This window comes from Phycicoccus sp. CSK15P-2 (assembly GCF_016888005.1).
In the GTDB taxonomy this organism is placed as follows: domain Bacteria; phylum Actinomycetota; class Actinomycetes; order Actinomycetales; family Dermatophilaceae; genus Phycicoccus.
On record NZ_JAFDVE010000025.1, the window covers coordinates 54,027 to 66,839 of the forward strand.

12 protein-coding genes and 1 pseudogene are annotated in these 12,813 nt (G+C 74.5%); 11 read left to right on the forward strand and 2 right to left on the reverse strand.

The annotated features are described in order from the left end of the window. Positions 1–4: 4 nt before the first annotated feature. The 6 genes from JQN72_RS15060 (at position 5) to JQN72_RS15085 (ending at position 6,506) form a co-directional block, all read left to right on the forward strand. Positions 5–1,726, forward strand: coding sequence for an L-aspartate oxidase (locus JQN72_RS15060; protein WP_307812720.1), 1,722 nt, complete (start codon positions 5–7; stop codon positions 1,724–1,726). Continuing rightward, a complete protein-coding gene (gene nadC / locus JQN72_RS15065) occupies positions 1,723–2,628 on the forward strand; it encodes a carboxylating nicotinate-nucleotide diphosphorylase (protein ID WP_204135949.1) in 906 nt (301 codons plus the stop codon). Before JQN72_RS15060 ends, nadC begins: the two co-directional genes overlap by 4 nt. Positions 2,629–2,645: 17 nt before the next feature. Beyond that, positions 2,646–3,275 (forward strand): flavin reductase family protein, encoded by a 630-nt coding sequence (locus JQN72_RS15070; RefSeq protein WP_204135950.1) that lies wholly within the window; start codon positions 2,646–2,648, stop codon positions 3,273–3,275. Between the two features lie 3 nt (positions 3,276–3,278). Next, on the forward strand, positions 3,279–3,761 hold the full coding sequence (locus JQN72_RS15075) for an NUDIX domain-containing protein (protein WP_204135951.1): 483 nt from the start codon (positions 3,279–3,281) through the stop codon (positions 3,759–3,761). A gap of 108 nt (positions 3,762–3,869) precedes the next feature. Next, positions 3,870–5,996, forward strand: a complete 2,127-nt coding sequence (locus JQN72_RS15080; protein ID WP_204135952.1) for an HNH endonuclease signature motif containing protein — start codon at positions 3,870–3,872, stop codon at positions 5,994–5,996. A gap of 48 nt (positions 5,997–6,044) precedes the next feature. Further along, the gene (locus tag JQN72_RS15085) at positions 6,045–6,506 is read left to right on the forward strand and encodes a pyridoxamine 5'-phosphate oxidase family protein (protein WP_204135953.1); all 462 of its coding nucleotides are present in this window, start codon (positions 6,045–6,047) and stop codon (positions 6,504–6,506) included. A gap of 45 nt (positions 6,507–6,551) precedes the next feature. Here JQN72_RS15085 and JQN72_RS15090 read toward each other — a convergent pair whose 3' ends face one another. Both JQN72_RS15090 and JQN72_RS15095 read right to left on the reverse strand, forming a co-directional pair. Then, a complete protein-coding gene (locus JQN72_RS15090) occupies positions 6,552–7,259 on the reverse strand; it encodes a class I SAM-dependent methyltransferase (protein WP_307812722.1) in 708 nt (235 codons plus the stop codon). A 227-nt stretch (positions 7,260–7,486) separates the two neighbouring features. Continuing rightward, a pseudogene (locus JQN72_RS15095) lies at positions 7,487–8,287 on the reverse strand (hypothetical protein); the annotation flags it as partial. A 125-nt stretch (positions 8,288–8,412) separates the two neighbouring features. On the opposite strand from JQN72_RS15095, the gene JQN72_RS15100 reads away from it, so the two are divergent. The 5 genes from JQN72_RS15100 (at position 8,413) to JQN72_RS15120 (ending at position 12,800) form a co-directional block, all read left to right on the forward strand. Continuing rightward, positions 8,413–9,339: a Ppx/GppA phosphatase family protein gene (locus tag JQN72_RS15100; RefSeq protein ID WP_204135954.1), complete on the forward strand. Its 927-nt coding sequence runs from the start codon at positions 8,413–8,415 to the stop codon at positions 9,337–9,339. Position 9,340: 1 nt separating this feature from the next. Beyond that, on the forward strand, positions 9,341–10,165 hold the full coding sequence (locus tag JQN72_RS15105) for a sugar phosphate isomerase/epimerase family protein (protein ID WP_307812723.1): 825 nt from the start codon (positions 9,341–9,343) through the stop codon (positions 10,163–10,165). A 70-nt stretch (positions 10,166–10,235) separates the two neighbouring features. Next, complete coding sequence (locus JQN72_RS15110; RefSeq protein WP_204135955.1) at positions 10,236–11,090, forward strand: ABC transporter ATP-binding protein; 855 nt, start codon at positions 10,236–10,238, stop codon at positions 11,088–11,090. Beyond that, positions 11,087–11,827 (forward strand): ABC transporter permease, encoded by a 741-nt coding sequence (locus JQN72_RS15115; protein WP_204135956.1) that lies wholly within the window; start codon positions 11,087–11,089, stop codon positions 11,825–11,827. Before JQN72_RS15110 ends, JQN72_RS15115 begins: the two co-directional genes overlap by 4 nt. Before the next feature lie 22 nt (positions 11,828–11,849). Further along, positions 11,850–12,800, forward strand: a complete 951-nt coding sequence (locus tag JQN72_RS15120; RefSeq protein ID WP_204135957.1) for a proline dehydrogenase family protein — start codon at positions 11,850–11,852, stop codon at positions 12,798–12,800. Positions 12,801–12,813: the final 13 nt, after the last annotated feature.

Consider the following 12,813-nt stretch of genomic DNA (forward strand, 5'->3'; position numbering starts at 1 on the left):
GCGGGTGACCGACACCTCCGGCGCCGTGTCGCCGGCGACCCTTCCCCGACGCCTCGCCGCCTCCGCTCCCGGGTGGTCGACCGAGGCCGACGTCGTCGTCGTGGGCTCCGGCATCGCCGGGCTCACCTGCGCGCTGCGGCTCCGGGAGCGGGTCGACCGGGTCCTGCTCGTCACCAAGACCGTGCTCTCGGCGGGGTCCACCCAGTGGGCCCAGGGCGGCATCGCCGCGGCGCTCGACCCGGAGGACACCCCCGACGAGCACCTCGAGGACACCCTCGTGGCCGGGGTCGGGCTGTGCGACGTCGACGCCGTCCGTGCGCTCGTCACCGAGGGGCCGGACCGGGTCCGTGAGCTCGTCGCGCTCGGCGCGGTCTTCGACCTCGACGCCGGTGGCGAGATCAAGCTGACCCGTGAGGGCGGCCACCACCGCGACCGCATCGCCCACGCCGGCGGGGACGCGACCGGGGCCGAGATCAGCCGGGCGCTCATCGCAGCGCTCCAGAAGGTCATCGACGACCCGGGGATCGAGGTCGTCGAGCACGCCCTGGTCGTCGACCTCCTGACCGCCGACGACGGCGCGGTGTGCGGCGTGACGCTGCACGTCATCGGCGAGGGGCAGCTGGACGGCGTCGGCGCCGCCCGGGCGCGGGCGGTCGTCCTCGCCACGGGTGGGCTCGGCCAGATCTACACCTCGACGACGAACCCGCCGGTCGCCACCGGCGACGGCATGGCCGCGGCACTGCGGGCTGGTGCCCGGCTCGCCGACCTCGAGTTCGTCCAGTTCCACCCGACCGTGCTCTACCTCGGCGAGGGGTCGACGGGCCAGCAGCCGCTCATCTCCGAGGCGGTCCGCGGCGAGGGCGCGTTCCTCGTCGACGACCGCGGGGAGCGGTTCATGACCGGCCGGCACGAGCTCGCCGACCTCGCGCCGCGGGACGTCGTCGCGCGCGGCATCCTCGACGTCATGGGCGAGCGCGGCCTGGAGCACGTGTGGCTCGACGCCCGGCAGCTCGGCGCGGAGTTCCTCGAGGAGCGCTTCCCGTCGATCGTCGCGCGCTGCCGCGAGCTCGGCTTCGACCCCGCCACCGACCTCCTCCCCGTCGCACCGGCGCAGCACTACGCCTCCGGCGGCGTCGAGACCGACCTGCGCGGACGGTCCTCCGTCGACGGCCTCTACGCCTGCGGCGAGGCCTCGTGCACCGGGGTCCACGGGGCCAACCGGCTCGCCTCCAACTCGCTCCTCGAGGGTCTCGTCTTCGCCCACCGGATCGCCGACGACGTCACCGCCCGGCTCGCGGCGGGCGAGCTGCCGCGGCGCCTGCCGTCCGACGCGGCGGAGCAGGCGGCCGACCTCCTGGACGCCGCCCGGCGGATCGAGGTGCAGCGGGCGATGACCCGCGGATGCGGGCCGCTGCGCACCGCGGCGTCCACCTCCGAGGCCGCCACGGCGCTGGACGTGCTCGCCGCGCTGCCCCCGTCGGCGGCCGAGCCCGGGCCGGCGTCCTGGGAGACGACCAACCTGCTCCACCTCGGCCAGGCGCTCGCGCTGCTCGCGCACCGTCGCGAGGAGACCCGGGGCGGTCACCTGCGCCGCGACCATCCGGAGCGGGACGACGCGCGCTGGCTCGTCCACCAGGAGGTCGTCCGCGAGCCGGGCGGCCCGCTGCGGGTGGCCGAGCGGCCGGCGGCCGAGCCGATGGGCGAGCGGACGGGAGAGCCGACGTGACCGACGACCACCGCTTCCCGACGGACGACGCGCTGCTCGTCGTCGAGCGGGCCCTCGACGAGGACCTCGGGACCTCTGGGGGTGGAGGGCGGGACGTCACGACGCTCGCGACCATCCCGGAGGCCCAGGAGTCGGTCTCGCACGTCGTCGCCCGGGCGGACGGGGTCGTCGCGGGTCTGCCGGTGGCCGCGCTCGTCCTGGGCGCGGTCGACCGGCGGCTGGGGACCGGAGCGGTGGAGGTCGGGCTGCACGTCGAGGACGGCGCCCGGGTCTCGCGCGGGGACCACCTCGCGACGCTGCGCGGCTCGACCCGTACGACGCTCGTCGCCGAGCGCACCGTGCTCAACGTCCTCTGCCGGACCTCCGGCGTCGCGACGCACACCCGGCGCTGGGCGGACGCGCTGGACGGGACCGGCGCGACGGTGCTCGACACCCGCAAGACGACCCCGGGGATGCGCGCGCTCGAGAAGTACGCCGTGCGCTGCGGCGGCGGCACGAACAAGCGGATGGGCCTGTACGACGTGGCCATGGTCAAGGACAACCACAAGCTCGCCGCGGGCGGGCTGACGGCGGCGTACCAGGCGGTGCGCCGGGCCTACCCGGACGTCGAGGTGCAGGTCGAGGTGACGACCACCGCCGAGGCGCTGGAGTCGGTCGCTGCCGGGGCGCGGTTCCTGCTCTGCGACAACATGTCCCCCACGCTGCTGCGCGAGACGGTCGAGGCGGTGCGCGCGACGGGTGAGCGGGTCGAGCTCGAGGCCACCGGCGGGCTGACGCTGGACGTCGTGCGGGAGTACGGGGAGACCGGCGTCGACTACCTCTCGGTCGGCGGGCTGACGCACTCCTCGCCCATCGTCGACATCGCCCTCGACCTGGACGCAGGGGCAGCGGCCGAGGGGTGAGGTCCTAGGGTCGGGGGATGCGCCACGAGCTCGCGATCCAGCACGGTCCGGAGGAGTCGCGGATGCCGGCGCCTGCCGCCTACCGCCTCATGACGTCCTCGGTCGTGCCGCGTCCGATCGCCTGGGTGTCCTCGCGGTCCGCGGACGGGGTCGACAACCTCGCGCCGCACTCGTTCTTCACGGTGGCGAGCACCGACCCGGCGATGCTCGCGTTCACGTCGGTGGGGCGCAAGGACACGCTGACGAACGTCGAGGCCACCGGGGAGCTCGTCGTCAACGTCGTGCCCGAGCCGATGTTCGAGGTCGCCAACGCCACGTCGGCCGACTACCCCCCGGACATCGGTGAGTTCGACGCCGAGGGTGTGCAGCGCGAGCCGTCGCTCACGGTGGCACCGCCGCGGGTGGCCGGGGCGCCGGTCGCGTTCGAGTGCCGGCTGCACGAGGTCCGGCCGACGGGCAACTGCTTCGTCGTCGTGGGGCTCGTGCTGCACGTCGCGGTGTCGGACACGGTCGCGGCCTCGGACGACATGCTCCGGCGCCCGCACGTCGACATCCGCGCCCTGGACCCGTTGTCACGGCTCGGCGCGGACGAGTGGGGCCGCCTCGGCGAGATCCGTGAGATCCGGCGTCCCCGGTACGAGGGCTGAGCCGTGCCGACCCCCGACTTCATCCTCGACCTGCGCGCGAAGGTCGGGCACGCGATGCTCTGGCTGCCGGGGGTGACGGCCGTGGTCGTCGACGGAGAGCGGGTGCTGCTGGTCCGGCGTGCCGACACGGGGGAGTGGACGCCGGTGACGGGGATCTGCGACCCGGGCGAGCATCCGGCCGACACGGCGGTGCGCGAGTGCCTCGAGGAAACGGGCGTGGTGGCCCAGGTCGACCTCCTCGCGTGGGTCAATGTCACGCGGGTCGTGGAGTACCCGAACGGCGACCGCACGCAGTACGTCGACCACACGTTCCGGTGCCGGTACGTCTCGGGGGAGGCGCACGTCGCGGACGACGAGTCGAGCGAGGTCGGATGGTTCGGGCTGGACGACCTGCCGCCGATGAGCGAGCCGCACGTCGAACGCGTCCGGACGGCCGTGGCGCACGAGGGTCCGACGCGGCTGGACCAGCCGGCCGCGGGGGAGTGACGAGCGGCCGTCCGCTTCGGGGGCGGGTGGGTGCTCGCGGGTCGGAGTCTCGGGTTGTACATGTGTTCGATTAAGGGTAGGGTCGGGGCATCCGGGGAGGGGGAAGCGATGGGGGCGACGGTCGGTCCGGCCGAGGTGTCGGCTGCCGCAGAGGCGGCACGTGCGGCGCTCGACGGTGCGCTCACCCCGGGTGAGACGTGCGGTTCGGTGGCGCAGTGGTCCGACGCCGTCGCGGGGCTGCAGGCGGTCGTCGACGTCGCCACCGCCGCTCAGGACGCCGCCATCGCCCGGCTCGCGGCGATCGAGCCCGAGGTGCTGGAGACCGGCGAGGTCGTCGAGACCCACCGCGCGCTCGGGCATCTCGCCCTCGACGCCCCTGCGGTGGTGTCCGGCGCCCTGTGCGTGACCGCGGCAGCGGCCGAGACCCGCGTGCGGAACGCGGTCCGGCTGGCCGCCGACGGGCCCGAGGGGACGGACTCGCACACCGGGCTGCGTGGCCTGCACGACGCGATGGCTGCCGGCGGGGTCGACGCCTACCGGGCGTCCGTCGTCGCGTACGAGCTCGAGGAGACACCGCCCGACGTCGCGTCCACGGTCGTGGCTGCGCTCGCCGCGTGGTTCGGCCGTGAGGACGCGCCCCGGCTGCGGCGGCGGGCCCGGCGGATGCTCGCGCGGATCAGCCCCGACCTGGTGCGCAAGCGCGCCGAGCGTGCGCGGTCCGAGTCCCGCCTGGAGCGGTGGGCGTCCGAGCCGGGCGTCGACACCTGGCACGGGACCTTCCCTTCCGAGGAGGCGTGTCGGGCGTGGGCGGCCGTCGACGCGCTGGCCCAGCGGTACGTCGCCGACGGGGTGTGCGCACACGTCGACCGGGCGCGGGCCAAGGCGCTCACCGATCTCGTCGAGGGCAGCGCCACGGTCGACGTGAGCGTCGTCCTCACCACCCCGGCGGGGTACACCTCCGAGCCGGAGCCGGAGCCGGAGCAGGAGCAGGAGCAGGAGCGGGTGCGGGTGCTGGGGGCGGAGCGGCTGGTGGAGCCGGGGCGGGTGCCGGAGCCCTCGGGACCACCGGCGGTGTCGGCGGGTCGTTCGGCGCGGTCGGCAGCACGTGCTGTCGCGGGCGACGACCTCGTGGAGGTGAACGTCTCGCGGTCCCGTGGTCCGGTGCTCGTCGAACGGTCGTGGCTGCGCACCACGGTGGAGGCCGCCGGGCGTACGGGACAGCGCGTCGCCGAGTGCGACCCCGGGACGGGTGCGCTGGCCGACCCCGCCGGCGTGCTCGGGACGGATGCCTACCGCCCGGGCCCGCGCCTCACCGAGCTGGTCCGGGCTCGCGACGGCCGGTGCCGGTTCCCCGGATGCCACGTGGCGGCGCGCTTCTGCGACGTCGACCATGTTCGGCCCTGGCCCACCGGAGCGACCTGCGCGGACAACCTGGCGTGTCTCTGCCGGAGGCACCATCGCGTCAAACAGCGCCTCGGGTGGGTGGCCACACTGCACCCTGACGCGACGATGACCTGGGTCGACCCCACCGGGCGGGAGCGCACGACCCTGCCCGTCGACCACCTCGCCGGCATCGTGCTGCCGGGAGTCGGATCGGCGTCTGTGGCAGCCGGCACGAGCGAGCCCGATGATGTCCCCGTACCCGATGGTGTGCCCCGGTCCGGTGGCCTGCCTGAGCTCGGTCCGGGTGTGTCAGGTGGTAGCGGAAGCGCCGCCGGCGAGCCGGCTCCGGGCCGAACCCCGGTGACGTCCGAGGTGCCGGTTCCCGGTCGTGCCGGCGCACGCGGCAACGTGCCGCACAGCGCGCTCGAGTTCGTGGTCGAGCACTGGGTCGCTGCTCGCCGCGCGGCCGCCAGGGGCGGTGAGGTGCGCCACCCGGGCGTGTCGATTCGTGACCTCTCGGGCAGCGGGCTGCGGTTCGCCGACTCCTGGGCAGCATGCCGGCACCGAGAGTCGTCCCGCCGAGGGACGCCCGCCGGAGACGTGAACGGTTCGGGTACCGGTCCGTCGTCAGGACGGAGGGCGTCGGCCGGAGGGGTAGACGGTTCGGGGGCCGGTCCGCCGTCCGGATGGAGAGCCTCGGCCGGAGAGGTCGTCGGTTCGGGGGCCGGTCCGCCGTCCGGATGGAGAGCGTCGGCCGGAGAGGTCGTCGGTTCGGGGGCCGGTCCGCCGTCCGGATGGGGAAGGTGGGCTTCCGGGGTAGACGGGTCGGGGGCCGGTCCGCCACCCTTCTGAAAGCCCCGTCTCACCTCCGCCAGTCCTGCTCGTCGACCGAGGACCGTGATGCGCCCGGATCCACGCGACATCGCCACACGTCTCGCCGACACGCGCCGCCACCTGCACGAGGACGTCGACCTCTGGATGGCGACGGCGTCGTCCGGCGCGGTGCCCGGTCTCGTCCCGCTGTCCTTCGACTGGGACGGGCGGACGATCCTGGTCGTCACGAGCCGCCGAAGCCCCGCCGGGACCAACCTCCGAGACACGGGCCGGTGCCGCGCAGCGCTCGGCAGCCTTCGTGACGTCGTCATGGTCGACGCCACGGCCGACCAGGTCGTCCTCGAGGAGGTCCCTGCCGAACGGTGGCAGCGGTTCGCGGAGCGCACGGGCTGGGACCCGCGCGCCTCGGGGCCTGACTACGCTGCCTACCTCCTACGCCCGACGAGGGTGCAGGCGTGGCGCGAGGAGAACGAGCTCGCCGGACGCACGCTCATGCGTGACGGGACCTGGGTCGACGAGGAACCTTGAGGGTCTCGTGGTGGGCTGCCGGCGGACAGCGCGCACGAGCGACCCTCAGTACCGCCGCCAGCGCAGCGCGACGGCGTAGTCGACCTCCAGCCCGTCGTGGCCGGCGAGGGCGTGGTCGGCCGGGCCGGGAGGCAGCTCGATCCGGACGACGGACTCGAGGTCCTCGCGCCGGTCGAAGGTCCACCGGATCGTCAGCCGTTCCGTCGTGAAGCCGTGGCGGTCCCAGAACCGCTGGACCGCGTCGTGGTCGTAGGCCGGGTAGGCGGTGGAGAACCATCCGCCGAACGTCGAGCGGGTGGCGTCGTTGTCGACGAGGCAGGCCACCCCTCCCGGCCGGACCACCCGGGCCAGCTCGGCGAGTCCCGGCTCGCAGCCCGGCCCGAAGAAGTACGCCCACCGCGCGTGCACGACATCGACCGACGCGTCCGCGAGCGGCAGCGCCTCCGCCGACCCCGCGACCACTCGAGCCGATGGATACCGAGCATTCGCCCCCCGCGCCCGCAGCCGGTCGGCTGCGCGTACGACGAGCGGGAGGTGCGGCTCGACCCCGACGACCGACGCCCCGCGCTCGGCGAACCGAGGCAGGTGGAAGCCGGTGCCGCAGCCGACGTCGACGAGCGTCGCGCCGCGGAGCGGATGGAGCGACTCGATGGCGCCGTCGATGACGCCCGCCCGGTCCGACGCGAGGTTCTCCAGCTCGTAGACGTCGGGGGTGTCCCAGATGTTGGGGCTGCGGATGGGTGAGCCCGCCACGGTCAGCCCCGCGACGAACGATGCCCGGGCCGGCGCGAGGAGGCGGTGCCCTTCCCCGACGCGACGCCCTTCCCGGAGGTGGTGTTCTTGCCGGAGGCTGTGGCTTTCCCGGAGGTGGTGTCCTTGCCGGAGGCCGTGCCCTTCTCCGGCTCGGTGGTCTCCGGGTCCGGCAGCGCGGTGGTCCCGCGGCGCCGCTTGACCCGTTCGCGTCGCCCCCCGAGCGTGCCGGCCTCGGCGGTCGCCGGGTGGACGAGCAGTGGGATGAGCTTGCGCGCGCCGGCCGAGCGCGCATGCCGGACCATCGCGAGGTGCGCCTCGCAGTGCAGGACGAGCTCGTCGTACGCGGCCTGCCCCATGAGCTCGACGAGCTCGGCCCGGCTGCCCCGGTACACCGGCTCGCGGCCGACGTGCGCCTCGGGGTTCGACGAGCAGTACCAGTCGAGGTCGTGACCACCCGGCCCCCACCCGCGGCGGTCGTACTCGGCGATCGTGATCTCGAGGTAGCTCGTGTCGTCCGGCCGCTCGACGGTGCGGTAGGAGCGACGGACGGGAAGCTGCCAGCAGACGTCCGGCTTGGCCTCGTGCGGTGGCGTCCCGGTGAGCACGGCGTGCTGGTGCAGGGCGCACCCGGCCCCGGCGGGGAAGCCGGGCCGGTTGAGGAAGATGCACGCGCCGTCGACGGTGCGGGTCTTGCGCGCGCCGTCCTCCTTCTCGCTCCACGCGGAGAGCCGGGCGGGGTCCTTGTCGCCGCGCTTGCCGTGGCCGGGGTGGTGCTGCCACTCGTCCTCGCCGAGCTCGGCCACGACCCGGCGCACCCGCTCGACGTCGTCGCGGTCGGTGAGGTGCGCGCCGAGTGTGCAGCACCCGTCGTCCGGCCGGTCGGCGTAGATCCCCCGGCAGCCCGCCCCGAAGATGCACGTCCAGCTCGAGGTGAGGAACGTGAGGTCGACGCGGAAGCGCTGGCCGGGCTCGTCCGGGTCGACGAACTCCGCCCAGGTCCGCGGGATGTCGAGGGGGGCTTCCGGCACGTGTCCACCCTAAGCACGCTGGGTCGTCGCACCGGCCCGGCGCCACGCCGTAGTGACCCGGGCCATGCCGCGCCGGCCCGGCGCCACGCCGTCCCGGCCCACGCCGTACCGGCTACCTTGCTCCCATGCGCCTCGGGGTCATCGACGTCGGCTCGAACACCGTCCACCTGCTCGTCGTCGACGCCCACCCGGGCGCGCAGCCGCTGCCGGCGAGCAAGCACAAGATCGACCTGCGCCTCTCCGAGCACGTCACCGACGACGGCCACATCGCGGACGAGGGCCGCGACCGGCTCGCCGAGTTCGTCGCCCGCTGCCAGGAGGTCGCCGAGGACCAGGGCGCCGAGGACCTCCGGGGCTTCGTGACCAGCGCCATCCGGGAGGCCCCGAACGGCGACGACGTCCTCACCCACGTCGCCGACGAGACCGGTGTGCGCCTCGACGTCCTCACCGGCGAGGAGGAAGCCCGACTGACCTTCCTCGCCGTCCGGAGATGGTTCGGGTGGTCCGCCGGCACGCTGCTCGTCGCCGACATCGGCGGCGGGTCCCTCGAGCTCGCGATGGGCATGGACGAGGACCCCGACGTCGCCGTGTCCGTGCCGCTCGGCGCCGGGCGGGTCACCCGCGACCTCCTGCCCGGCGACCCGCCCGCCCTCGACGACGTCCGTGCCGCGCGCCGGCAGGTCCGGGCCACTATCGCCAAGGAGCTGCGCCCGATGGCCAAGGCCGGTGCACCGGACCGCGCCGTCGGGACGTCGAAGACGATGCGCTCGCTCGCCCGGATCTGCGGGGCCGCACCCAGCTCGGAGGGGATGTACGCCGAGCGGCTCCTGCCACTGGAGACCCTCACCGCGAAGCTGCCGGAGATCGCCGCCATGACGACGGCCCAGCGCGCCGACCTGCCGGGCGTCTCCCGGGCCCGGGCCCGGCAGATGCTCGCGGGAGCCATCGTCGCCGAGGCGACGATGGACCTCCTCGGCCTGGAGCACCTCGAGATCTGTCCGTGGGCGCTGCGCGAGGGCATCCTCCTGCGCCATCTCGACCGGATGGGCTGACGTGCCGGTCGGTCCCGACCCCGACCCCGTGCCCGTGCGGGCGCCGCGCGTCGGGCTCGCCACCGCCTCGGTGTACCCCGAGGGCTGCGCCGCGGCCTTCGCCACCGCGGCCCGGCTCGGCTACGACGGCGTCGAGGTCATGGTCTGGACCGACCCGCTGACCCAGGAGGCCGGTGCGCTGCGCCGGCTCGCCGAGCACCACGGCATGCGCATCCTCTCGGTCCACGCCCCGACGCTCCTCGTGACCCAGCGGGTCTGGGGTGCCGACCCGTGGGGGAAGGTCGACCGTTCCGTCGAGCTCGCCTACGAGGTCGGGGCGGAGGTCGTCGTCCTCCACCCGCCGTTCCGGTGGCAGCGCGAGTACGCCCGAGGGTTCGTCGACGGCATCGCGCTGCGCGAGCACGACAGCGGCATCCGGCTCGCGGTCGAGAACATGTACCCGTGGCGGGCGCCGCGCTCGCGCGAGCTCGAGGCCTACCTCCCGCACTGGGACCCAGTGCCGCAGCCCTACGACTCGGTCACCCTCGACCTGTCGCACACCGCGACCGCCGGCTCCGACGCGCTTGCGATGGTCGACGCGCTGGGGCGCCGCCTCGCCCACCTGCACCTGGCGGACGGGACCGGGTCCGCGCGCGACGAGCACCTCGTCCCGGGACGAGGGCGGCAGCCGTGCGGACCGGTCCTGGAGCGGCTCGCGTCCGGCGGCTTCGCGGGCGACGTCGTCGTCGAGGTCGGGACCCGGCGTGGTGACCAGGCACGACGCGAGCTCGACCTCGCCGAGTCGCTCGCCTTCGCCCGTCTGCACCTCGAGCCCGTCCCCGGCTGACCGGCCACCGCCCCGCCGCCACCCCGCGGGGACCCTCGACGACAGGCCGCGGAGGTGCCATCGTCAGTGCATGGACAGTGACGCCGTCGTCGTCGAGCACCTGCGCGTCCAGCGCGGTGGACGCGACGTCCTGCCGGACCTCTCGGTACGCGTCCCCGAGGGCCAGGTGGTCGGGCTGCTCGGCCCGAGCGGCGGCGGCAAGTCGACCCTCATGCGCTCCGTCGTCGGCGTCCAGGTGGTCGCCGGCGGGACCGTCACCGTCCTCGGCGAGCCCGCCGGGTCACCCGGCCTGCGCCGCCGCGTCGGTTACCTGACCCAGGCGCCGAGCGTCTACGCCGACCTCTCGGTGCGCGCCAACGTCCGCTACTTCGCCCGGGTCGTCGGCGTCGACCCCGAGGCCGCCGACCGGGCCGTCGAGGCCGTCGACCTCGCCGGACACGCCGACGCCCGGGTCGAGAACCTCTCCGGCGGGCAGCTCTCGCGAGCGAGCCTCGCGTGCACGCTCGTCGGCGACCCCGACCTCCTCGTCCTCGACGAGCCGACCGTCGGGCTCGACCCCGTCCTGCGCCGCGAGCTGTGGAGCATCTTCCGGGGCCTCGCCGAGCAGGGACGCACGCTGCTCGTCTCGAGCCACGTCATGGACGAGGCGGTCCGGTGCGACCGCCTGCTCCTCCTGCGCGACGGCAGCATCCTCAGCGACTCGACCCTCGCCGAGCTCCTCGAGCGCACCGGGGCCGAGGACGCCGAGTCGGCGTTCCTCGCCCTCGTCGACGAGGCGGGCGGCCGTACCCCCGACAGTGGCCGAACCGCCGACCGTGGCGCCCCCGACGGTGGCCGACCGGACGGTGGCACCCCGGACGATGGCACCCCGGACGGCGGCTACCACGGACGGCACCTCGTCGACGAGGAGGACGAGCCCTCGTGAACCCGCGGATCACCCTCGCCACCGCCGGCCGCATCCTGCGCCAGCTGCGCGGCGACCACCGAACGGTCGCCCTCATGCTCGTCGTGCCCTGCGTGCTCCTCGGCCTCCTCGCGTGGGTCTACTCGGACGCCCCGGGGGACGTCTTCGACCGGATCGGTCCGGCGCTGCTCGGGGTGTTCCCGCTCGTCGTCATGTTCATCGTCACGAGCATCGCGACCCTGCGGGAGCGGACCACCGGCACCCTGGAGCGGCTCCTCACCACACCGCTCGGCAAGGGCGACCTCATGCTCGGCTACGCCCTCGCGTTCGGGGTCATGGCGCTGCTGCAGGCCGTCATCGCCAGCAGCTTCGCGATCTGGGTCTGCGGGCTCGACATCGCCGGCCCGGTGTGGCTGCTCGTCGTCATCGCGGTCGTCGACGCGGTGCTCGGCACGGCCCTCGGGCTGCTCGCCAGCGGCTTCGCGCGCACGGAGTTCCAGGCGGTCCAGTTCATGCCGGCGTTCATCCTCCCGCAGTTCCTCCTCTGCGGGCTGCTCATGCCGCGCGACCGCATGCCCGGCGTCCTCGAGACCGTCTCGGACGTCCTCCCGCTGTCCTACGCGGTCGACGCGATGAAGGACGTCACCGCCACGGCCGACCCGCTCGGGGACGTCCTGCCGAGCCTCGGCGTCATGCTGCTCTGGGTCGCCGCGGCGCTCGTGCTCGGCAGCCTGACCTTGCGTCGCCGTACCCCCTGACGTCCCCGATAGCCTGCTGACCGTGGACGCCTCAGACCTGCTCCGCGGAGCGCTCCTGCAGATCTCCGAGTCCGACACCGTGCGATCGGCCGTCGTCAAGGCGCCGATGAGCCGGGCCGTCGTCGCCCGCTACGTGGCGGGGGAGGAGGTGCCCGACGCCGTCCGGGTCACGGGCGGGCTGCGCACGACGAACCGGCTCGCGACGATCGACCATCTCGGCGAGGACGTCACCGACCGCGCCCAGGCCGAGCACACCCGGGACACCTACGTGGCCCTGCTCGACGCCCTCTCCGAAGCCGACCTCGCCCGGTTCGGCGCAGCCGAGGTCAGCGTCAAGCTGAGCGCCGTCGGCCAGTCCATCCCCGGGGACGGCGACGCCATCGCCCTCGACCACGCCCGGGAGATCTGCGCGGCGGCCGAGCGCGCCGGCACGACCGTCACCCTCGACATGGAGGACCACACGACGACCGACCGCACCCTCGAGGCGGTCCGGGCGCTGCGCGAGGACTTCCCGTGGGTCGGTGCGGTCCTCCAGGCCTACCTGCACCGCACCGAGGCCGACTGTCGCGACCTCGCCGGGGAGGGCAGCCGCGTCCGGCTCTGTAAGGGCGCCTACAACGAGCCGTCGTCGGTCGCCTTCCAGGACGGCGACGACGTCGACCTCTCCTACGTCCGCTGCCTCAAGGTGCTCATGGCCGGCGAGGGCTACCCGATGGTCGCGAGCCACGACCCCCGGCTCGTCGAGATCGCCCAGGCGCTCGCGAGCCACCACGGCCGCACCCCGGACTCCTACGAGTTCCAGATGCTCCTCGGCGTCCGGGCCGTCGAGCAGAAGCGGATCGCCGACCGCGGCCACCAGATGCGGGTCTACGTCCCGTTCGGCGAGGACTGGTACGGCTACCTCGTCCGGCGCCTCGCCGAGCGGCCGGCCAACGTCCGCTTCTTCCTCCGGTCCCTCGCCTCGAGCGGCTGACGGCTAGGGTCGA

What these genes read in the sequence shown, in the direction of transcription:
- JQN72_RS15070 (WP_204135950.1), top strand. Translation starts at nt 2,646, where the DNA reads ATGCGCCACGAGCTCGCGATCCAGCACGGTCCGGAGGAGTCGCGGATG.
- JQN72_RS15080 (WP_204135952.1), top strand. Translation starts at nt 3,870, where the DNA reads ATGGGGGCGACGGTCGGTCCGGCCGAGGTGTCGGCTGCCGCAGAGGCG.
- JQN72_RS15085 (WP_204135953.1), top strand. Translation starts at nt 6,045, where the DNA reads ATGCGCCCGGATCCACGCGACATCGCCACACGTCTCGCCGACACGCGC.
- JQN72_RS15100 (WP_204135954.1), top strand. Translation starts at nt 8,413, where the DNA reads ATGCGCCTCGGGGTCATCGACGTCGGCTCGAACACCGTCCACCTGCTC.
- JQN72_RS15110 (WP_204135955.1), top strand. Translation starts at nt 10,236, where the DNA reads ATGGACAGTGACGCCGTCGTCGTCGAGCACCTGCGCGTCCAGCGCGGT.